Raw genomic sequence first — 21047 nt, forward strand, 5'->3', positions numbered from 1 at the left:
GATCCCGTCGCCGGGCGCTGCGGCATGTTCGCACCCGCTTCTTGACCGCGCGGCGGTCGGGAAACCTTGATGATGAAAGCGGGCCCCCTGCTTGGTGTGCCGGGCCCGGGCTGATGGCCTCGACCAGGGTCACGGAAGGGTCCGGTCAAGGGCGTCGCGCCCGGCACTCCTCCAGGCCATACCCACCTAGGTCGAGCACACAAACCTGACAGGAACCGATGTCTGACGAATCGCGCCCCGCACCTGCGCAGACCCCCGTCGCCGCCGTGATTCCCGCCGCCGGCCGGGGCGTACGCCTCGGTCCGGGCGCCCCCAAGGCACTGCGCGCGCTGAACGGCACGCCCATGCTCATCCACGCGGTCCGGGCGCTCGCCGCGTCCCGCCATGTCTCCCTGGTGATCGTCGTCGCGCCGTCCGACGGCGCCGCGGAGGTCAAGTCCCTGCTCGACGCGCACGCCCTGCCCGACCGCACCGACTTCCTGGTCGTCCCCGGCGGGGAGTCCCGCCAGGAATCGGTCAGGCTCGGCCTCGACGCGCTTCCCCCCGAGTACGGCGTCGTCCTCGTCCACGACGCGGCCCGCCCGCTCGTCCCGGTCGACACGGTCGACGCCGTCATCGAGGCCGTACGCGCGGGCGCCCCCGCCGTCGTCCCCGCACTGCCGCTGGCCGACACCGTCAAGGAGGTCGAGCCCGCGGCCGTCGCCGGCGACCCCGAGCCGGTCGTCGCGACGCCGCAGCGCGCCCGCCTCCGTGCCGTCCAGACACCCCAGGGCTTCGACCGGGCGACCCTGATCCGGGCCCACGAGACGGTCACCGGCGACGTCACGGACGACGCGAGCATGGCCGAGCAGCTCGGCCTGCCCGTCGTGACCGTCCCCGGCCACGAGGAGGCCTTCAAGGTCACCCGCCCCCTCGACCTGGTCCTCGCCGAGGCGGTCCTGGCCCGCAGGAGGCTGAACGATGGCTTCTGAGGCCGGTTTCATGCTGCCGCTGCCGCAGGTCGGCATCGGAACCGACATCCACGCCTTCGAGGAGGGCCGCGAGCTGTGGTGCGCGGGCCTGAAGTGGGAGGGCCAGGGGCCGGGCCTGGCCGGGCACTCCGACGCGGACGTCGTCGCCCACGCGGCCTGCAACGCCCTCTTCTCCGCCGCCGGGCTCGGTGACCTGGGACAGCACTTCGGCACCGGCCGCCCCGAGTGGTCCGGCGCGCCCGGCGTGACCCTCCTCACGGAGGCCGCCCGGATCGTCCGCGCGGCCGGCTTCACGGTCGGCAACATCGCCGTCCAGGTCGTCGGCCCCCGCCCGAAGATCGGCAAGCGCCGCGACGAGGCCCAGAAGGTCCTCTCCGCGGCGGCCGGCGCCCCCGTCTCCGTCTCCGGTGCCACGACGGACGGCCTCGGCTTCCCGGGGCGCGAGGAGGGACTGATGGCGATCGCGACGGCCCTGGTGGTCCGCACGGGCTGAGCCCGCCGCCGGGATTTCCGTGGTGCGGGTGAGCGGAGAGCGTGCGAGGGTACCCGGAGAGTCACTGCCGACCGAGGAGGTACCCATGCCCGCCACCCTGCCCGACCGGCTCAAGTCCCTGCTCGACGGTCCGGTCTTCATCGTGGTCGGCACCGTCCAGCCCGACGGCCGCCCGCAGCTGTCCCCGGTGTGGGTGAAGCGGGACGGCGACCAGATCCTGTTCTCCACGACCGTCGACCGCCGCAAGAAGAAGAACCTCGACCGCGACCCCCGGGTGAGCGTCGTCGTCCAGGACCCCGAAATGCCGTACGTCTACGCCGAGATCCGCGGCACCGCGGACGTCGCCACCCAGGGCGCCGAGGACCTGATCGACGAACTGTCCCTGAAGTACACCGGCAAGAAGTACGCGGAGTTCAACCCGGCGTCCGTCGACGATGCCGACCGGGTGATCGTGAGGATCACGCCGGAGAAGGTGGTGGGCATGTTCTGAGCCATGCGGCACTGGGCACCACCCCGCGCCCACTACCCTGGAGTGGTGACCATTCGCCTGTACGACACCAGCGCCCGGCAGATCCGTGACTTCACCCCGCTCAAGCCGGGTTGTGTCTCGATCTACCTGTGTGGCGCCACCGTGCAGGCGGCACCGCACATCGGGCACATCCGCTCGGGCCTCAACTTCGACATCATGCGCCGCTGGTTCGCGTACCGCGGCTATGACGTGACGTTCATCCGGAACGTCACGGACATCGACGACAAGATCATCACCAAGGCCCACGAACAGGGCCGCCCGTGGTGGTCGATCGGGTACGACAACGAGCGCGCCTTCAACGACGGCTACACCGCGCTCGGCTGCCTGCCGCCGACGTACGAGCCGCGCGCCACCGGCCACATCACCGAGATGGTCGAGATGATGCAGCGCCTCATCGAGCGCGGGCACGCCTACGCGGCCGACGGCAACGTCTACTTCGACGTACGGTCCTTCCCGCAGTACCTGGAGCTGTCCCGGCAGGAGCTGGACAACCTCCTCCAGCCGTCCGGCGAGGGCGAGACCGGCAAGCGGGACCCGCGTGACTTCGCGATGTGGAAGTCCGCCAAGCCGGGCGAGCCGACCTGGCCGACCCCGTGGGGTCCGGGCCGCCCGGGCTGGCACCTGGAGTGCTCGGCGATGGCGCACAAGTACCTGGGCACCGCCTTCGACATCCACGGCGGCGGCCTGGACCTGATCTTCCCGCACCACGAGAACGAGATCGCCCAGGCCAAGGCCTACGGCGACGACTTCGCCCGGTACTGGGTGCACAACGCCTGGGTCACCATGGCGGGCGACAAGATGTCCAAGTCGCTCGGCAATTCCGTCCTGGTCAGCGAGATGGTCAAGCAGTGGCGGCCGATCGTGCTCCGCTACTACCTGGGCACCCCGCACTACCGCTCGATGATCGAGTACAGCGAGGAGTCCCTGCGTGAGGCCGAGTCGGCGTTCGCGCGGATCGAGGGCTTCGTGCAACGCGTGGTGGAGAAGGCCGGGGGAGTGGTCGAGCCGGCCGCCGAGGTCCCGCCCGCCTTCGCCGAGGCGATGGACGACGACCTGGGCGTCCCGCAGGCCCTCGCGATCGTGCACACCACCGTCCGGCAGGGCAACAGCGCACTGGCCGCCGATGACAAGGAGGCCGCCGTCGCCCGGCTCGCCGAAGTGCGGGCCATGCTCGGCGTCCTCGGCCTCGACCCGCTGGACGCGTTCTGGTCCGGCGACGACGCGGGCCGCGGCGAGGACCTGCACGGCGTGGTCGACAGCCTCGTCCGCCTGGTGCTGGACCAGCGCGAGTCGGCCCGCGCCCGCAAGGACTGGGCCACCGCCGACGCCATCCGCGACCAGCTGGGCCAGTCGGGCCTGGTCATCGAGGACAGCCCGCAGGGCCCGCGCTGGACCCTCGGCCAGCGCTGACCGTCCTGCTTGATCGATTGTGCCGCCCGGTCCTCCGGGCGGCACACTGCATAAGACGTACGTACGAAGCTCACGGAGACGAGTGACTCATGGCCGCGAACAACCGCCGCATGTCCGGCAAGAAGGGCGCGCAGGTCGGCAGCGGCGGCAAGCGGCGCCGGGGCCTGGAGGGCAAGGGCCCGACCCCGCCCGCCGAGATGCGCAAGGGCCACGCCAAGCAGCGTGCCGCCGCCGCGAAGACCCGCCGCACACAGGGCCGTCCGCAGCAGCGCCGGGGCAGCGGCAAGTCGGCGTCCGAGATGGTCGTCGGCCGTAACCCGGTCGTCGAGGCGCTGCGCGAAGGCGTCCCCGCCTCGACGCTCTACGTCCAGCAGTTCATCGACAACGACGAGCGCGTCCGCGAGGCCCTCCAGCTCGCCGCCGAGCGCGGCGGCATCAACCTGATGGAGGCCCCGCGCCCCGAGCTGGACCGCATGACGAACGGCCTCAACCACCAGGGCCTCGTCCTGCAGGTCCCGCCGTACGAGTACGCGCACCCCGAGGACCTCACCGACGCGGCCCACGAGGAGGGCGAGGACCCGCTGATCGTCGCGCTCGACGGGGTCACCGACCCGCGCAACCTCGGTGCGGTCGTCCGCTCGGTCTCCGCCTTCGGCGGCCACGGCGTCGTCGTGCCCGAGCGCCGCTCGGCCGGCATGACCGCCGGCGCCTGGAAGACCTCCGCCGGTACGGCCGCCCGCACTCCGGTCGCCCGCGCCGCCAACCTGACCCGCGCCCTGGAGGCCTACAAGAAGGCCGGTGTCACGGTCGTGGGCCTGGCGGCGGACGGCGATGTCGAACTCGGCGACCTGGAAGCCCTCGAGGGTCCTGTCGTCATCGTGGTCGGCAGCGAGGGCAAGGGCCTGTCCCGCCTGGTCGGGGAGACGTGCGACTTCCGCGTGCGCATCCCGATGCCCGGTGGGGCGGAGTCGCTGAACGCCGGTGTGGCGGCGGGGATCGTCCTCTACGAGGCGGCACGCAGGCGGGACTGAACACCCGTCCGGATTCTCACCTGTTCGGGTTAATACCGGCGTCCGTGAGGTGTTCCGGGCCCCTTTGACGGGGTCCGGACACATCCGCCCGGTCAAAGCAGTGTCCTAACTCCGGGTCACTCGGTTAGATGAGTGTGGACACCAGAACACCCCGCACACCCACGGGGGACCGCTCGTCGGGATTCCAGTCCGGACCCGACGACGCTCCCGCGCTGAGCATGGTGAAGGTGCCGAGCGATCCGGCGCAGGTCATCGTCAATCACGCCAGCTTCCGCGTGCAGCTGGGAGCGTCGGCGAAGCGCACCCGATCCCCGCGGATCGCCCGGCATCTGAGTGCCGCCCAGGACACCGCCGGGATGCCCGCGATGGGCACCGCGGGCCGGGCCGGAGCCGCAGGCCGCCGCCGCCCCGTCGTGTGGAGCGGCAGGTCCGCCCCCGACGACACCGGCGCCCACCGGCTCCTCCAGGCCGTGCGGGGCAGCGTCCGCCGGGCCGACGAGCCCGAGGCCGGCGCCACCCAGGTCATCCCACGCGTCGGGACCGGCTACGCCGACGCCTACGCCGACCTGGACCAGACGGTCGAGACCCCGGTCGTGGGCCACCAGCGCACCGCCCCCGACGCCGCCGACGGCACCCGCCTCCTGCCGCACATGCGCACGGTCGGCGGCGCCTACGACGAACCCCCGCACCCGCAAGCCGACTTCGCCCGCCCCGACGGATACGACGGATACGACGGGTACGACGAATACGGGGACTACCCGGACTATCCGGACGACGAGGACTCCGCCGCCCCCGACGTCACCCCGCGCGCCACCCGGCGCCAGGGCGACGACCCGGCCCGGCACGCCTACTACCCGGGCCGCCGGATGAACCTCGGCGTGGTCCTGCTCCCCCTGCGCATCTTCCTCGGCTTCATCTCCATCTACGCCGGCATGGGCAAGCTGTGCGACCCCGTCTACTTCGACGGCGGCAAGCGCGGCTCGATGGTCAAGTGGCTCAACACCCTGCACCCGTGGGACGTGGCCGAGCCGCTGCGCCAGTTCGCCCTGCACCACCCGGTCGGCTCGGGCCTGGTCATCGCCTTCCTCCAGGTGGTCGTCGGCGTCCTGACGATCCTCGGCTGCTGGCAGCGCGTGGCCGCGGTCGTCGGCGCCCTGCTCTCCGCCGCCCTGATCGTCACGGTCAGCTGGAAGACGGTCCCGGCCTACGACGCCCCCGACATCATCTACATGGCCGCCTGGTCCCCGCTGATCATCGCCGGGGCCCCGGTCTACTCGGTGGACGGCCGACTCGCCGCCGGCGCCTGGCGCCGGCTCGGCCCCCGCTCCGACATCTGGGAGCTGCGTCGGTACGTCCTGCGCCGTGGCGCGCTGATCACGACGGTCACGGTCGGCGTCACCCTGCTCGCCGGCTCCCTGCTGGGCGGCGCCGTACGCGACTCCAGCCGCGTGGTCGTCCCCGGACCCGGCGAGGCCCCCCGCAACAACCTCCCGGGCTCCCCGCTCGCGCAGGAACCGGGCAAGCGGCACCGCAGCACCCCGTCGGCCTCCACGGCGCCCACGGGCGGTGCCACGGCCGGCGCGAGCCCGTCCGGCGCGGCGACACCGGGTGCCACGAGGAGCGCCGGCGGCACGACCGCGGCCCCGAGCCAGACCCAGGGCACCACGGGCCAGCTCCCGCCCCGCCAGTCCGCCCCGACCGGCGGCGCCCCGAGCACCTCGGCGGGCCCGACGAGCACGGGTGGCGCGTCGACCGGGGGTGGCTCGTCCTCGGGCGGCACCGGCAGTGCGGGCGGCTCTTCGTCCTCCGGCGAGCCGGGGCTGGTGGGCGGCCTGTTGGGTTAGCGCATCCGCCGCACGAAGGGCCCCGTACCGGGAAGGTACGGGGCCCTTCGCGACCCGCAGACTGCTAACGGCCCAGTGCCGCCAGTTCCTTGGCCGCTTCCGTCAGATCCTTCGCGGTGTCGATGGCCCGCCAGTACGCCCCCTGCGGAATGGGGAACCCGAACAGCTGCCTCTCCCGGGCCAGCCGGGGAAACGTGGTCCGCTCGTGATCCCCTCGCTCGGGAAGCATCTCGGCGAACTCGGGCGAGAAGACGTAGACACCGGCGTTGATCTCGAACGTCGACGGCGGGGCCTCGATGAAGTCGGTGATGTGCCCGAACCCGTCGGTCTCCACCGCGCCCCAGGGGATGCGTGGCCGGGCCAGGGCCAGGGTCGCGACGGCGTCCCGCTCGGTGTGGAAGTCGGCCATGTCCCGCAGGGAGAAGCGGGTCCAGATGTCGCCGTTGGTGGCGTACCACGGCCGGTCGGGGCGGGGCAGGCGCGCGGCGGCGTACTTGAGGCCGCCGCCGCGGCCGAGGGGCTCGGTCTCCACGACGGTGGTGACGGAGACCGGCAGGTCGGTCGAGTCCAGCCACTTCTGCAGGACCTCGGCGAGGTGGCCGCAGGAGACCACCACGTCCGTCACGCCTTCCTCGGCGAGCCAGGTCAGCTGGTGGCCGATGATCGGGGTGCCCGTGCCGGGGATCTCGACCATCGGTTTGGGCCGGTCGTCGGTGTACGGACGCAGCCGGGAGCCCTGGCCACCGGCCAGGACCACGGCTTGGGTGGGGCGCGACGCGGCGTTGGGATGGGTCATGCCCGCACTGTACGTGGCGCCCCGCCCGGGCCGGCCGGCAACGCCGCGCCTGCCGCGGGCGGTGTCCCGGTGTCCTCAGTCCTCAGCTGCGTGCGGCGAGCACGCCCGAGGCGAAGGCCGTGTCGCACACCGGGCGGGCGTAGGACTGGGCGCGCGTGGCGCCGTAGATGCGCTCCGCGGCCTGGCCCAGGGCGTGGGCGATGGAGGAGCAGTGCCGGGCCAGGGACGGGTGTCCGTTGACGGCCTGCTGGAGGTGGGTGAGGACCACCCCCGGGTTCTCGTTCTGCAGCTCGCCGATCAGCCGGTCACGGAGCACGTCCTGCGGGGCTTCGGGGACCGCCTTGGAGGGGATCTCCGCCGAGGTGACGTCCGAGGCGGTCAGCGCGGAGCCGGAGGGGCTCCGGGTCCAGTTGACCCGGGTGACGGCGAGGGTCCCGGAGAGCACCAGGACGACGGGCAGGACGAGGGCGAGAGTGCGGCCGATCCGGCGGGCAGGGCCGCCCCGGTGGCCGCGTCGCGTCTGAGGGGTGGTGGAGTGCTTCACGCGTGTGAGGGTAGCGCCCGGTAATGATTTGGCGACATTGAGTCACCCGTACGGGGGATGAGACCGTGCCGTTTTCGGGGTAGGGGGTTGACGCCGTCCACCCGAAATGATCGCTGCGCCGGGGTATGTCCGTAGGGACATCCAGGTACGAAAGGGGCCCCGCGGCACTCCGCGGGACCCCATTCGTCAACTCAGGCGCGAACGCGCAGCTCAGTCCGCTCTGCCGGACCAGCCGGACCCAGCGGGACCAGCCGGATCAGTCGGAGAGGCGCTCTCCCGTGGAGGTGGAGAAGACGTGGATCTCGCCCGGCCGCGGCACGACGTGCAGCGTGGAGCCCTTCTCCGGCACGGCGCGGCTGCTGACGCGGACCACGAGGTCCCTGCGCTCGCCGCCGACCTCGACGGTGCCGTAGACGTAGCCGTCGGCGCCGGTCTCCTCGACCACGTTCACGGAGACGGCGAGACCGGCCGGGGCGTCGGCGCTGTCCTTGCTCAGGGAGGCCGCCGCGCCGCCGTCCAGCTCGACCACGTCGAAGTGCTCGGGGCGCACGCCCACGGTCACCGTCTTGTCACCCTTGTCGGTGGCGGCCTTCAGGGCCTCGCGGTTGACCGGGACCACGCTGTTGCCGAACTTCACGCCGCCGTCGGTGATCGGGACCTCGACCAGGTTCATGGCCGGGGAGCCGATGAAGCCGGCGACGAAGAGGTTCGCGGGCTTGTCGTACATGTTGCGCGGCGAGTCGACCTGCTGGAGCAGACCGTCCTTGAGGACCGCCACGCGGTCGCCCATCGTCATGGCCTCGACCTGGTCGTGGGTGACGTAGACGGTGGTGATGCCGAGACGGCGCTGCAGCGAGGCGATCTGCGTACGGGTCGACACGCGGAGCTTGGCGTCCAGGTTGGACAGCGGCTCGTCCATGAGGAAGACCTGCGGCTCACGGACGATCGCGCGGCCCATCGCGACACGCTGGCGCTGACCGCCGGAGAGCGCCTTCGGCTTGCGGTCGAGGTACTCGGTGAGGTCGAGGATCTTCGCGGCCTCCTCGACCTTCTGCCGGATCTCCGCCTTGTTGACGCCGGCGATCTTGAGGGCGAAGCCCATGTTGTCGGCGACCGTCATGTGCGGGTACAGCGCGTAGTTCTGGAACACCATGGCGATGTCCCGGTCCTTGGGCGGCAGGTGGGTGACGTCGCGGTCACCGATGCGGATGGCGCCGCCGTTGACGTCCTCCAGGCCCGCGAGCATTCGCAGGGAGGTGGACTTTCCGCAACCGGACGGGCCGACCAGGACGAGGAACTCGCCGTCCTCGATCGCGATGTCGAGACCGTCGACGGCGGGCTTGGTGGAACCCGGGTAGATCCGGGTCGCCTTGTCGAACGTGACAGTGGCCATGGTGAAGGGCCCCCTTCTACCGGCAGGAACGTGCCGGACGATCCGTTGTAGGAAGGTGGTTGGTGTAGTCCACACAGGTGAACTGCGCGAACTGGCTCTGGACGGTACCTGGCGTTCACGCGGTCTGTCAGTACCCCGGCGACTGTGAACTTCGCGGAAATTTTCGACAGGAGGCGGCTCAGACCTGGGTACACTGCACGGGCGCCCATGCGCAGGCCTCCTTAGCTCAGCTGGTCAGAGCGCCGCTCTTGTAAAGCGAAGGTCGTCGGTTCGAATCCGACAGGGGGCTCCGCAAAAACCGATGACCTGGGGTTTTCCCCAGGTCATCGGTGTTTTCAGGAGAGCTTGCGGGTCAGGGCACCAGCGAGCGGGTGTTGCTCGCCCACAGGGCGCCGCCCTTGCCCGGGCCGCCGGTGGAGGTGTAGACGACGAAGTTGGCGTCGCTCTGCAGGAGGGCGTACGCGCCGCTGTGGCCGTTGGTGTGGGTGGACCACAGCGCGCTGCCGCTGCTCGAGTAGACGACCAGGTTGCCGTCGCTCTGCATGTACGCGTAGGCGCCCGTGTGGCCGTAGGTGCCGGCGGACCAGATCGCCTTGCCGTCGCGCTTGCGGTACATGACGAAGTTGCCGTCCGGCTGCATCACCAGGCGGACGTACTGGGTCTGGGCCCACCAGCCGCCCTGGAGCTTCTGGCCCGAGGCGATCTTCGTCGAGCGTGCGCTGGTGCCGTCCGCCCACAGCGAGCCGCCGGTGCTCGGGCCGCCGCCGGAGCCGTAGACCACCAGGTTGCCGTCGTCCTGGACCAGGAAGTAGGCGCCGCTGTGGCCATTGGTGTGGGTGGACCACAGCGCGCTGCCGCTGCTCGAGTAGACGACCAGGTTGCCGTCGCTCTGCATGTACGCGTACGCGCCGGAGTGGCCGGAGGTGTTGCTGGACCAGATCGCCGGGCCGCTGCCGCTCGTGCCGTTCGTCTTGAGGGAGGCGACGAGGTTGCCGTCGCTGCCCATCGTCAGCGTGATGTCCGCGCTGCTCAGCTTCTGGCCGGAGGTGAGCTTCTGGCCCGGCTGGAGCGAGTTGACACCGCTCGCCCCGCCGGCGAAGGCGGCGGGGCCGTTGGGCGTGCCGAGGCCGGTCGGGCCGTCGTAGCCGGTGCGCGCGGTGCAGAAGTAGCTCGTGGAGCAGGAGCCGTCGCTGCCCGTCGTCACGTCGTTCAGCGCCGAGGTGTGCCCGTAGGGGTACGACGACGGGTAGCTGTTCGCGGCCGGGGTGCCGGCGAGGGCGTAGGTGCCGGCGATGATGGGCGCGGAGGCGCTGGTGCCGCCGTAGACGTCCCAGCCGGAGGCGCCGTAGGTGTCGTAGACGGCGACGCCGGTGGCCGGGTCGGCGACCGCGGAGACGTCCGCGACCGTGCGGTGGGAGCAGCCGGTGTCGGTCTGCCAGGTGGGCTTGGCCTCGTCCGCGGAGCAGCCGGATCCGGTGCCCTCGGTGCTGGACGTGGACCAGACCGACTCGCTCCAGCCGCGGGTGCCCGCCGCCCGGCTGAGCGAGGTGCCGCCGACCGCGGTGACGTAGGGGGAGGACGCCGGGTACTCCACGCCGTAGCCGCCGTCGCCCGAGCTGACCGTGATGGCGACGCCCGGGTGGTTGAAGTACTGGACGTCGGCGGTGGTCTCGCTCGGGTCCTCGGTGCCGCCGAAGGAGTTGGAGACGTACTTGGCGCCGAGGGCGACGGCCTCGTTCTCGGCCTTGCCGATGTCGCTGGTGCTCGTGGAGGAGGCCTCGACGAGCGTGATGTGGCACTGCGGGCAGACGGCGCTGACCATGTCGAGGTCGAGGGAGATCTCGCCGGCCCAGCCCGCGTCGGGGCTCGGGTAGGCGGTGCCGCCGGTCTGGTCGACCTTGTGGAAGCAGCCGTTCGCGGTGGTGCAGGGCGGAAGGTTGTACTGGGACCGGTAGGCGGCGAGGTCGGACTCGGCGCTGGGGTCGTCCATGGCGTCGACGATGGCCACGGTCCGGCCCGAACCGGCGGTGGCGGACGGCAGGTTGTAGGCGCTCTGCAGGTCCGCGGGGCCGTAGCCGGACGGGGTGGTGTTGGGGCTGACGGTCAGGCGCTGGAGGATGTCGGTCCGGGCCTCGGCGAGGCAGGCCACGTGGCCCGGAGTGGTGGCGTGGGCGCACAGGTGTTTGACGTGGGCCGCGCCCTTGGCCGGCGCGGTGGCCGGCGCGGCGGACGCCGCCGCCGTGAGCCATCCGGTCGACAGTGCGGTGGATATGAGTGCCGTGGTGGACAGCAGGGCGGTGGATGCCGCCCGATGTCTCCCTGAGAGCAAGGAAGGGCCCTTCTGGTGTGGTGGCGAAGACCGAGTGGTCTGCCCATGACAGCGGAATGCTGCCGATGCGCGTCACGCCGGACAAGGACAAGCAGGTAAATCCTTGATCAGGTTTCGGATGTGCGTCCGCGGCCGGCCCGCGTCCGGGCGGGGCGCCTCGAACCCGCCGCCGGGGCCCGGGCCCCGGCCGGTCCGGCGGGGATGTCAATCACGGACCGGACGCTGCCGGCGTGCGTGAATCGGCTCATGCGAATCAACCGGGGCCTGAGGAGAGTGGGGGCGTGGATCCGCAGTGCCCCCGGCACCTACGTGTGGCTGGTGGTCCTGTTCATCACGACCGTCGCCCTGCACCACATGTCGCCTCAGTTCGAGCAGCACTTCCTGCGGCAGCGCTCGACCAACATCCACGAGTTGTCGCACAACCCGGTACGGGTGCTGGTGGCGAGCGCGTTCTGGATCGACGGCGGCCACTGGATTCCGTACGCCTTCCTGTACACGGTGTTCCACGCGCCGGTCGAGCGCTGGCTGGGCACGGCCCGCTGGCTCGCGGTGTGCGCGCTGGCGCACGTCCTGGCGACCCTGATCAGCGAGGGCGCCCTGCTGAAGGCGGTCCGCGACGGCATCGCCCCGCACTCGGCGGTCAACACCCTGGACATCGGGGTGAGTTACGCGCTGGCGGGGGTCATCGCGGTGCTCACCTACCGGATCGCGGCGCCCTGGCGCTACGTGTATCTGCCGGCGGTGCTGGCCGTCTTCGCGCTGCCGCTGATCGAGGGGCGCAGCTTCACCGATCTCGGCCACTTCGTCTCGGCGCTGATCGGACTGGCCTGCTATCCGCTGGTCAGGGGCTGCGGAAAAGCATGGAATCCGAAGGAGACACTGGCCGCTCTGAGGAGCTAACGTCCGGCCATGAGCAGCTCGGTGAGCAGAGTCGTGGGCGGCGGCGCGGGCGGCGTCGTCAATGGCGGGATCTCCTTCTGGTACGCGGACGACGGTCTGCCGGTGGTGCGCGAGCCGCTGTCCGGGGACGCGTCGGCGGACGTCGTCATCGTCGGCGGCGGGTACACGGGGCTGTGGACGGCGTACTACCTGAAGAAGGCCGCGCCCTTCCTGCGGATCACGGTCCTGGAACAGAAGTTCTGCGGGTACGGCGCCTCCGGCCGCAACGGCGGCTGGCTCTACAACGGCATCGCCGGCCGCGACCGGTACGCGAAGCTGCACGGCCACGAGGCCGCCGTGCGCCTGCAGAAGGCGATGAACGACACCGTGGCGGAGGTGATCGCGGTGGCCGGGGCGGAGGGCATCGACGCGGACATCCACCGCGGCGGCGTCCTCGAAGTCGCCACCACCCCGGCCCAGTTGGCACGCCTGAAGGCCTTCCACGCGCACGAGCTGTCGTACGGCGAGAAGGACCGGGAGCTGTACGGCGCCCGGGAGACGGCCGAGCGGATCCGGGTCGCGGACGCGGTCGGTTCGACCTGGACCCCGCACGGCGCCCGGCTGCACCCGGTGAAGCTGGTGAAGGGGCTCGCGGCGGCCGTGGCGGCCCTGGGCGTCACCATCCACGAGTCGACACCGGTGACCGAGATCCGCCCCAAGCACGCGGTCACCCCCTACGGCACCGTCCGCGCCCCCTACGTGCTGCGCTGCACGGAGGGCTTCACGGCCTGCCTGAGGGGGCAGAAGCGCACCTGGCTGCCGATGAACTCCTCGATGATCGCGACCGAGCCGCTGACCGAGGAGCAGTGGGCTTCGATCGGCTGGCACGGCCGGGAGACCCTCGGCGACATGGCGCACGCCTACATGTACGCGCAGGCCACGGCCGACGGGCGGATCGCGCTGGGCGGGCGCGGGATGCCGTACCGCTTCGGGTCGAGGACGGACAACGACGGCCGGACGCAGGCGGCGACCGTCGAGGCCCTGCACGAGATCCTGACCCGCTTCTTCCCGTCGCTCGCCGGGGTGCGGGTGGAGCACGCCTGGTCGGGCGTCCTCGGGGTGCCGCGCGACTGGTGCGCGACCGTCACCCTGGACCGCTCGACGGGCCTCGGCTGGGCGGGCGGCTACGTCGGTTCCGGTGTCGCCACCACCAATCTGGCCGCCCGAACCCTGCGCGACCTGGTCCAGCAGGACTCCGGCCAGAGCGGCCGCACCGAGCTGACGGAGCTGCCCTGGGTGAACCACAAGGTCCGCAAGTGGGAGCCGGAGCCGTTGCGCTGGCTGGGCGTCCACGGCATGTACGCCACCTACCGCGCCGCCGACCAGCGCGAACGCCTGCGCCCGGGCACGGAGTCCTCCCGCCTGGCGAGGGTGGCGGACAAGGTGGCGGGGCGGCACTGAACGGGTCCCTTGGCGGGCCGTGAGCGCGGTGCCGTTAGCCTCGCCTCATGATTCGTGCCGCGACCTCTGCCGACGTCCCCGTCATCCACGCCCTGATCCGCGAACTGGCCGAGTACGAGAAGTGCGTGGAGGAGGCGCGGGCGACCGAGGAGCAGCTGCGCGAGGCGCTGTTCGGGGCGCGGCCGGCCGCGTACGCGCACCTCGCGGTGGACGACGCGAGCGGCGAGCCGGTCGGCCTCGCGCTGTGGTTCCTGAACTTCTCCACCTGGCGCGGGGTGCACGGCATCTACCTGGAGGACCTGTACGTGCGCCCGAGCGCGCGCGGCGGCGGCCACGGCCGGGCGCTGCTGACCGAGCTGGCGCGGATCTGCGTGGAGCGCGGTTACGGGCGGCTGGAGTGGGCCGTGCTGAACTGGAACCGGCCCGCGATCGGCTTCTACGAGTCCCTGGGCGCCCGCCCGCAGGACGAGTGGACGGTGTACCGGCTGACCGACGAGGCGCTCGAGAAGCTGGGCGGTCCGGCGCACTGACTCCTGCGCCACCGGTGCGCCCGTCCCGTTCTCCCAGGCCGGGCGGATTGTCAGTGGCGGGGTGCAGCATGGGGTCATGGCGAGGCGAGCGACGGGTGCGGGTGCGGGTGTGAGCAGGGTGAAGGGCGCGCGGCGGCCGCAGGTGCGGCTGCCGCCCCTGGAGCCGTGGCCGGGCGGGCAGCTGGCGCCCGACGGTGACTACGACGGGCTGGAGTTCCGGGAGGCGGACCTGGCCGGGCAGGACGGCGCCGGGGCCCGGTTCATGGACTGCGCGCTCAGACAGTGCGCGGTGGACGAGACCGGGCTGCGCAACGCCCGTTTCCTGGACACCGTCCTGCACGGGCTGCGCGGGGTCGGCACGGATCTCGCCGAGGCGACCTTCCGCGACGTCGAGCTGGCCGACCCCCGCCTGGGCGGCACCCAGCTGCACGGCGCCGTCCTGGAGCGGGTCGTCGTCCGCGGCGGCAAGATCGACTTCCTCAACCTCCGCATGGCCCGTCTCAGAGACGTGGTCTTCGACTCCTGCGTGCTCGTCGAGCCGGACTTCGCCGGCGCCCGGCTGGAGCGGGTCGAGTTCGTGAACTGCTCCCTGAAGGACGCCGACTTCGGCGGGGCGACGCTGACGGACGTCGACCTGCGCGGGGCCGCCCCGCTGGGGATCAGCCGGGGGCTGGACCGGATGTCCGGGGCGGTGATCAGCACCGGCCAGCTGCTGGACCTGGCCCCGGCGCTGGCCGCGGAGCTGGGGATCAGGGTGGAGTAGGCGCTACGGCAGGCGGGGAAAGCGGGCCTGGAGGGTCCAGATCGCCGGGTTCTCCGCCAGGTCCTCGTGGAGGTCGGTGAGGTCCGCGATCAGGTCGTGCAGGAAGTCGCGGGCCTCGCGGCGCAGCGCGGCGTGGGAGAAGGTGAGCGGCGCCTCCTCGGCCGGCATCCAGTCGGCCTCGATGTCCACCCAGCCGAAGCGGCGCTCGAACAGCATCCGGTCCGTGGACTCGGTGAAGTCCAGCTCCGCGTGCTGCGGCCGGGAGGCGCGGGAGCCCATCGGGTCCCGGTCCAGCTGCTCCACGATGTCGCACAGCGCCCACGCGAAGTCCAGCACGGGCACCCATCCCCAGGCTGTGGACAGCTCCCGGTCCGTCTCGGTGTCCGCGAGGTAGACGTCGCCGCAGAACAGGTCGTGCCGCAGCGTGTGGACGTCCGCGCGGCGGTAGTCGGTCTGCGGCGGGTCCGGGAACTTGTTGGAGAGGGCATAGCCGATGTCGAGCACGCAGAGATGGTGTCACGCGGTGGGCGCGGTCCCTGACCGCCTCTTGATTTCGGGTCCCCATTAGTAAGACCGGTGCGTCCTAGGATCACGGGGTGTCCCGATCCGTACGCCTCGTCCCGGCCGCCGCGGTCATGCTCACCTTCAGCCTCGTACTCACGGGCACCGCGTGCGACGGTGGTGTGCACGGCACTCCGGGCGGCCCGGGCGTCGGCGACCCGTACTTCCCGAAGGCGGGCAACGGCGGCTACGACGTCGGGCACTACGGCCTCACCCTCGACTACACCCCGGCCACCCGCCACCTCACCGGGACGGCGGTCATCACCGCCACGGCCACGAGGGATCTGTCCGCCTTCGACCTCGACCTCGCCGGGCTGCACGTCGACTCGGTCACCGTCGAGGGCGAGGACGCCCCCTTCAGCCGGGCCGGGCAGGAACTCACCGTCCGCCCGCGGGCCGATCTGCGCAAGGACGAGACGTTCCGCACGACCGTGCGCTACTCGGGCACTCCCGGCACCCTCACCGACCCCGACGGCTCCAAGGAGGGCTGGCTGCCCACCGCCGACGGCGCCCTCGGCCTCGGCGAGCCCGCCGGCTCCATGGCCTGGTTCCCCGGCAACCACCACCCCTCCGACAAGGCGGCCTACGACATCACGGTCACCGTCCCCAAGGGCCTCCAGGCCGTCTCCAACGGCGAGCTGACGGGCCAGAGCACGCGGGGCGGGCGTACGTCGTACCACTGGCACACCGCCGAGCCGATGGCGAGCTATCTGGCCACGGTTGCCATAGGCCACTTCGACATCGCGCGCAGCACCGGCCCGCACGGGCTGCCGATCCTCACTGCCGTGCACGCCGGCGAGGCGCAGGACAGCGCGGACGTGCTGGCGCAGTTCCCCGGCATCATCAAGTGGGAGGAGGACATCTTCGGGCCGTTCCCCTTCTCCTCCGCCGGTGTCATCGTGGCCGGGCCGGGCGATTCCGGATACGCCCTGGAGACCCAGAACCGGCCCACCTTCCCCGGCGCCCCGGACACCGGGACCGTGGTGCACGAACTGGCCCACCAGTGGTACGGCGACTCGGTCACCCCCAAGTCCTGGCGGGACATGTGGCTCAACGAGGGCTTCGCCACCTACGCCCAGTGGCTGTGGACGGAGGACCACGGCGGCTCCAGCGCCCAGCAGACCTTCATGGACACGTACAACGGCGACGACGACTCCATCTGGGCCTACCCGCCGGCGAAGCCGTCGAGCGCGGCGCACATCTCCGACAGCCCCGTCTACCAGCGCGGCGCGATGGTCCTGCACAAGATCCGGCAGAGGATCGGCGACAAGGCCTTCTTCGCCCTCCTGCGCGCCTGGCCCGCCGCCCGTCGCCACGCCTACGCGGACACGGCCGACTTCACCGCCTGGGTCCAGGCACAGTGCCCCGGCAAGGACTTCGCCGACATCTGGAAGACCTGGCTGTACGGCGACGGCAAACCGGCGCATCCGTAGCATCCGTAGCACCACACCGGCCCGCCGGGCTGCCGGGCGGCAAGTCCCCTTCGGGAGGCGGGGGTTCGGGGAACACCGGGGAATCCGCCGTCCGTGCCCGTGACGTGGTGCCCGGTGCGGCGGCAGCCCCGGGCCGTGGCCGGCCACCGCCCGGGGCTGCCGCTCGGTGCGACGTGTGTCAGACGTTCACGCCGAAGTCCTGGGCGATGCCGACCAGGCCCGAGGCATAGCCCTGGCCCACCGCGCGGAACTTCCACTCCGCGCCGTTGCGGTACAGCTCGCCGAAGACCATGGCCGTCTCGGTGGCGGCGTCCTCCGACAGGTCGTAGCGGGCGATTTCGGAGCCGCCGGCCTGGTTCACGATGCGGATGTACGCGTTGCGGACCTGGCCGAAGTTCTGGCCGCGGTTCTCGGCGTCGTAGATGGAGACCGGGAAGACGACCTTGTCGATGTCGGCCGGGAGCGCGGCCAGGTTGACGTTGATCGCCTCGTCGTCGCCCTCGCCCTGGCCGGTGGTGTTGTCGCCCGTGTGGACGATCGAGTTGTCCGGGGTCTGCTTGTTGTTGAAGAAGACGAAGTGGGCGTCCGAGTAGACCTTGCCCTGTGCGTTGACCGCGATGGCGGAGGCATCCAGGTCGAAGTCCGTGCCGGTGGTGGTGCGGACGTCCCAGCCGAGGCCCACGGTGACGGCGGTCAGGCCCGGAGCCTCCTTGGTGAGCGAGACGTTGCCACCCTTGGACAGGCTTACAGCCATTCTTGGGAGTCCCTTCCTTTGGTTCGGTACGGCGGAAAAGCTACAGCTACCCCTATGAACGCCAAGGGGGGCGGGGAAGGTTCCAGGTCTCTTTACTTTCTTTACCCGTCGCTGCCGATTCCCCCACCCGGATATTTCGCGTGACGTGGACCGGTCAGTCGCGCGACGATGGTGGACATGTCCGGTCCCTACCTCATCCGTGGCTCCGTCTCGCTGCCCGAGGCCGAGCTGATGTGGCGTTTCTCCAGGTCGTCGGGGCCCGGCGGACAGCACGTCAACACCAGTGACTCGCAGGTGGAGCTGCGCTTCGACCTCGCGGGCACCGAGGCGCTGCCTCCGGTGTGGAAGGAGCGGGCGTTGCAGCGGCTGGCCGGCCGGCTCGTCGACGGAGTCGTCACCGTCCGTGCCTCCGAGCACCGCTCCCAATGGCGCAACCGCGAGACCGCCGCCGTACGCCTCGCCTCGCTCCTCGCGGAGGCCAGCGCGCCGCCGCCCAAGCCCCGCAGGCCGACCCGCATCCCGCGCGGCATCAACGAACGCCGGCTGCGTGAGAAGAAGCAGCGCTCGGACACGAAGCGGGGCCGCTCGGGCCGCGACTGGCAGTGAGGCGGAGGGGCCGGGACGACCCATGAGCGAGCACGGCCAGCGCCGGCGTCGCCGGCCTGACGGCCCTGACGGCCCTGACGACCGGGTCTAGCCCAACTGCCGGTACCGGCCCTGGAAATACAGCAGTGGCCCGCCCTCGGCGCCCGGTACCCGCGCGGTGAGGACACGGCCGATGACCAGCGTGTGGTCCCCGGCGCTGACCCGCTGCTCGGTGCGGCACTCCAGCGTGGCCAGCGCGCCGCCCACCAGGGGCGCGCCGGTGGCCTCGCCGCGGTCGCACGGGAGGCCCTCGAAGAGCAGCCGGTCGCTGATGCGGCCCTTCATCGCGAAGCGGCCGGCGATGTGCCGCTGGCTCTCGGTGAGCACCGACACGGCCCACAGGGGCTGTTCGTCCAGCAGGTCGTCCATCCGGGAGCCCTCGCGCAGGCTGACGAGGACCAGCGGCGGGTCGAGCGAGACCGACATGAAGGCCGTGGCGGTCATGCCGACGTCCTCCATGCCCGGCGCGTGCGGGTCGTCCGGGTCGAGCGGCGGTTCCTGCGCGGTCACCAGGACCACGCCCGCGGCCAGCCGGGACATCGCGGCCCGGAACTCGTCGTTGCTCACGCCCTCAGCATGCCCGGAAGCGGCGAGGGCGGTGGGGGAGGCGGTCTTCAGCACGCCGGAAACGCTAGTCTCCGCCCTGCGCGGTCCGCATCGGGCCTTCGCCCGAGCCGGGTCCTAGGACCAGGGACCAGGGGACAGGGGACAGGGGACCAGGAGATGGCCGTTACGACAACTACGGGCATCGTGTGCGCACGCTCACAAAGCTTGCGTTCAGTATTCGCACGTGGAAAACGCAGAAACTCCACTCAATTGTTCACGTTAATCTGTGACTTGAGTCACAAGGGATAGGAATTGTTGACCCTGTGTACCGAGTGAGCAGCGCGCTGTGATTCAGTGGCAGGGAAGCTGAAGAGCACCGTGAAACGGCACAGTGGGGAACGCCGACGACGACCCTTTGATGCACTGCGAGGTCTCGGGGGAGGGTGAGCATGGAGACCGAGTCGGAGCCGTATGTCCGTCTTGCGTCCCTGCGGCAGCTGCACCAGGTCATGGCCGACATGAACACGGCACGCAGCCTGGCGGACACCCTGCAGACCGTGGCCGACGGCGTCGTGCAGGCTCTCGGGTACGAGATGGCGTGCGTGAACCTCGTCCGCCCTGACGGAGATCTCGTCGTCGCCGCGTTCTCCGGCAACTCCGCCGCCGAGGCCCTGATCACCGGCCGGGTCGGCTCCCGCGAGTCCTGGGACCGGCGGCTGCACATGGGCGAGTGCTGGGGCGACCTGATCTTCATACCGCACACCGAGGGCTGGGTCCTCGACGACGACGACGTCCCCCAGTGGTACACGGACGGCCCCGCGCCCCGCTTCGAGGACGAGTGGCACCCCTCCGACCGCCTCTTCGCCCCCATGTACACCCCGGGCGTGCAGGGCGGCTCCTCCGGCGAGCTGCTCGGCGTCATATCCGTCGACCGGCCTCGCAACGGCCGCCGCCCGGGCGCCTGGGGCCGCGAGGCCCTGCAGATGTACGCCTTCCAGGCCGCCATCGCGATCAGCAACGCCCGGCTGCGCGCCAACATGCAGCGTGCCCTGGTCCGCCTCGAGCGCGAGCAGCAGGCCCTGCGCGCGAGCGAGGAATCCTTCCGGCAGGCCTTCGAGTACGCCCCCTCCGGCATGGCCATAGCGGAGATGGGCGGTGACCAGCACGGCCGGATCCTGCGCACCAACGACGCCCTGTGCCGCCTGCTGGGCCGCCCCGCCTCCGCGATGCGCCGCTACTCCTTCTCCGACCTCGTCCACCCCGAGGACATCGGCACGCTCCTGCGGACCTCCGCCGAGGGCGGCCGCGCGGAGCTGCGCCTCGGCCGCCGCGACGGCACCTACGTCTGGGTGTCGCTGCGCAACTCGGTCGTGGCCGACGCCGCCGACGGCCCGCGCTTCCTGCTCACCCACGTCGAGGACATAGAGGAGCGCAAGCGGCGCGAGCTGCAGCTCGCCCACCGCGCCTCCCACGACTCCCTGACCGGCCTGCCGAACTCCGCCGAGCTGCGCTCGCGCCTGTCGGCCCGGCTGTGCCAGCGCCCCGCCCACTCCGGCGCGCTGGAGTCCCTGGACGCGGCCTACGGCCACCCCGTCTTCGACGGCCCGGCCGGCCACGGCTTCGACTTCCGGCCGGGCACGGAGGGGTACGACGCCTTCGACCACCATGTGCACACCGCCGCCCCCGAGGACGACCGCGACGACGGCACCAAGGGCCTCGCGGTCCTCTTCTGCGACCTCGACGGCTTCAAGTCGATCAACGACCGCTTCGGCCACAACGCGGGCGACGCGGTGCTCATCGAGGTGGCGCGCAGGCTGACCCGGGGCGTGCGCGACGGCGACACGGTCGCCCGGCTCGGCGGCGACGAGTTCGTGATCCTCGCCGACGGTCTCGGCCGGGCCGACGCCCAGGACCTCGCCGTACGGCTGCGCAACGAGATCATCCAGCCGATCCGGGCCGAGGGCAGGGCCGTCCGGGTGGGCGCGAGTTTCGGCATCGGGTGGGCACACTGCGGGATGACTGCGGACGAGGTGTTGAAGTCTGCCGACGAGCGGATGTACGTAGAGAAACGATCTCGTCCCAAACAACATCGACGCGCCGGATGAATCGCAGGTCAGCGAGTTGATGCGGTCTGA

General features: G+C 71.4%; 20 protein-coding genes and 1 tRNA gene. 14 read left to right on the forward strand and 7 right to left on the reverse strand.

The features are described 5' to 3' along the window. The first annotated feature begins 218 nt into the window (after positions 1-218). From ispD to A6P39_RS23230, 6 genes are all read left to right on the forward strand, one after another. Positions 219-971, forward strand: a complete 753-nt coding sequence (ispD, locus tag A6P39_RS23205) for a 2-C-methyl-D-erythritol 4-phosphate cytidylyltransferase (protein WP_067053642.1) — start codon at positions 219-221, stop codon at positions 969-971. Further along, the gene (ispF, locus tag A6P39_RS23210) at positions 961-1464 is read left to right on the forward strand and encodes a 2-C-methyl-D-erythritol 2,4-cyclodiphosphate synthase (protein WP_067053640.1); all 504 of its coding nucleotides are present in this window, start codon (positions 961-963) and stop codon (positions 1462-1464) included. The genes ispD and ispF overlap by 11 nt, the downstream gene beginning before the upstream one ends. A gap of 85 nt (positions 1465-1549) precedes the next feature. Next, positions 1550-1954, forward strand: coding sequence for a PPOX class F420-dependent oxidoreductase (locus A6P39_RS23215; RefSeq protein WP_067053639.1), 405 nt, complete (start codon positions 1550-1552; stop codon positions 1952-1954). 45 nt (positions 1955-1999) lie between these two features. Further along, positions 2000-3403 carry a cysteine--tRNA ligase gene (cysS, locus tag A6P39_RS23220; protein ID WP_067053637.1) on the forward strand — a complete coding sequence of 468 codons (1404 nt, stop codon included), beginning with the start codon at positions 2000-2002 and terminating at the stop codon, positions 3401-3403. An 89-nt stretch (positions 3404-3492) separates the two neighbouring features. Next, on the forward strand, positions 3493-4434 hold the full coding sequence (rlmB, locus tag A6P39_RS23225) for a 23S rRNA (guanosine(2251)-2'-O)-methyltransferase RlmB (protein ID WP_067053635.1): 942 nt from the start codon (positions 3493-3495) through the stop codon (positions 4432-4434). 128 nt (positions 4435-4562) lie between these two features. Beyond that, entirely contained in the window at positions 4563-6278 is a 1716-nt protein-coding gene (locus A6P39_RS23230; protein WP_199840977.1) for a DoxX family protein, read from the forward strand. Positions 6279-6342: 64 nt separating this feature from the next. On the opposite strand, the gene A6P39_RS23235 is transcribed toward A6P39_RS23230, so the two are convergent. From A6P39_RS23235 to msiK, 3 genes are all read right to left on the reverse strand, one after another. After that, a complete protein-coding gene (locus tag A6P39_RS23235) occupies positions 6343-7074 on the reverse strand; it encodes a nucleotidyltransferase family protein (RefSeq protein WP_067053631.1) in 732 nt (243 codons plus the stop codon). Between the two features lie 82 nt (positions 7075-7156). After that, on the reverse strand, positions 7157-7618 hold the full coding sequence (locus tag A6P39_RS23240; RefSeq protein WP_067053629.1) for a hypothetical protein: 462 nt from the start codon (positions 7616-7618) through the stop codon (positions 7157-7159). Between the two features lie 256 nt (positions 7619-7874). Next, positions 7875-9011 carry a diacetylchitobiose ABC transporter ATP-binding protein MsiK gene (msiK, locus tag A6P39_RS23245; protein WP_067053626.1) on the reverse strand — a complete coding sequence of 379 codons (1137 nt, stop codon included), beginning with the start codon at positions 9009-9011 and terminating at the stop codon, positions 7875-7877. Between the two features lie 215 nt (positions 9012-9226). Here msiK and A6P39_RS23250 point away from each other — a divergent pair. Beyond that, positions 9227-9300, forward strand: a tRNA-Thr gene (locus A6P39_RS23250). Between the two features lie 63 nt (positions 9301-9363). On the opposite strand, the gene A6P39_RS23255 is transcribed toward A6P39_RS23250, so the two are convergent. After that, positions 9364-11340 carry a hypothetical protein gene (locus tag A6P39_RS23255; protein WP_067053624.1) on the reverse strand — a complete coding sequence of 659 codons (1977 nt, stop codon included), beginning with the start codon at positions 11338-11340 and terminating at the stop codon, positions 9364-9366. A 246-nt stretch (positions 11341-11586) separates the two neighbouring features. On the opposite strand from A6P39_RS23255, the gene A6P39_RS23260 reads away from it, so the two are divergent. The 4 genes from A6P39_RS23260 to A6P39_RS23275 all read left to right on the forward strand — a co-directional run bounded on the left by A6P39_RS23260 (position 11587) and on the right by A6P39_RS23275 (position 14973). Next, positions 11587-12240 carry a rhomboid-like protein gene (locus tag A6P39_RS23260; protein WP_199840976.1) on the forward strand — a complete coding sequence of 218 codons (654 nt, stop codon included), beginning with the start codon at positions 11587-11589 and terminating at the stop codon, positions 12238-12240. A gap of 9 nt (positions 12241-12249) precedes the next feature. Then, positions 12250-13680 (forward strand): NAD(P)/FAD-dependent oxidoreductase, encoded by a 1431-nt coding sequence (locus tag A6P39_RS23265; protein WP_067053622.1) that lies wholly within the window; start codon positions 12250-12252, stop codon positions 13678-13680. A gap of 47 nt (positions 13681-13727) precedes the next feature. Further along, the gene (locus A6P39_RS23270) at positions 13728-14210 is read left to right on the forward strand and encodes a GNAT family N-acetyltransferase (protein WP_067053620.1); all 483 of its coding nucleotides are present in this window, start codon (positions 13728-13730) and stop codon (positions 14208-14210) included. A gap of 76 nt (positions 14211-14286) precedes the next feature. Further along, positions 14287-14973 carry a pentapeptide repeat-containing protein gene (locus tag A6P39_RS23275; protein WP_107304486.1) on the forward strand — a complete coding sequence of 229 codons (687 nt, stop codon included), beginning with the start codon at positions 14287-14289 and terminating at the stop codon, positions 14971-14973. Between the two features lie 3 nt (positions 14974-14976). On the opposite strand, the gene A6P39_RS23280 is transcribed toward A6P39_RS23275, so the two are convergent. After that, a complete protein-coding gene (locus tag A6P39_RS23280; protein WP_067053616.1) occupies positions 14977-15477 on the reverse strand; it encodes a hypothetical protein in 501 nt (166 codons plus the stop codon). 92 nt (positions 15478-15569) lie between these two features. Here A6P39_RS23280 and A6P39_RS23285 point away from each other — a divergent pair, with 92 nt between their 5' ends. Beyond that, the gene (locus A6P39_RS23285) at positions 15570-16967 is read left to right on the forward strand and encodes a M1 family metallopeptidase (RefSeq protein WP_443052937.1); all 1398 of its coding nucleotides are present in this window, start codon (positions 15570-15572) and stop codon (positions 16965-16967) included. A gap of 178 nt (positions 16968-17145) precedes the next feature. On the opposite strand, the gene A6P39_RS23290 is transcribed toward A6P39_RS23285, so the two are convergent. Beyond that, positions 17146-17721 carry a TerD family protein gene (locus A6P39_RS23290; RefSeq protein WP_067053614.1) on the reverse strand — a complete coding sequence of 192 codons (576 nt, stop codon included), beginning with the start codon at positions 17719-17721 and terminating at the stop codon, positions 17146-17148. A gap of 168 nt (positions 17722-17889) precedes the next feature. Between A6P39_RS23290 and arfB the strand changes: the two genes are divergently transcribed. Continuing rightward, a complete protein-coding gene (gene arfB / locus A6P39_RS23295; RefSeq protein ID WP_067053612.1) occupies positions 17890-18327 on the forward strand; it encodes an alternative ribosome rescue aminoacyl-tRNA hydrolase ArfB in 438 nt (145 codons plus the stop codon). Positions 18328-18414: 87 nt separating this feature from the next. On the opposite strand, the gene A6P39_RS23300 is transcribed toward arfB, so the two are convergent. Next, positions 18415-18987, reverse strand: coding sequence for a flavin reductase family protein (locus A6P39_RS23300; RefSeq protein WP_067053610.1), 573 nt, complete (start codon positions 18985-18987; stop codon positions 18415-18417). 374 nt (positions 18988-19361) lie between these two features. On the opposite strand from A6P39_RS23300, the gene cdgB reads away from it, so the two are divergent. Beyond that, positions 19362-21017, forward strand: a complete 1656-nt coding sequence (cdgB, locus tag A6P39_RS23305; protein ID WP_067053608.1) for a diguanylate cyclase CdgB — start codon at positions 19362-19364, stop codon at positions 21015-21017. Positions 21018-21047 lie beyond the last annotated feature (30 nt).

This window comes from Streptomyces sp. FXJ1.172, assembly GCF_001636945.3.
Lineage (GTDB): Bacteria > Actinomycetota > Actinomycetes > Streptomycetales > Streptomycetaceae > Streptomyces.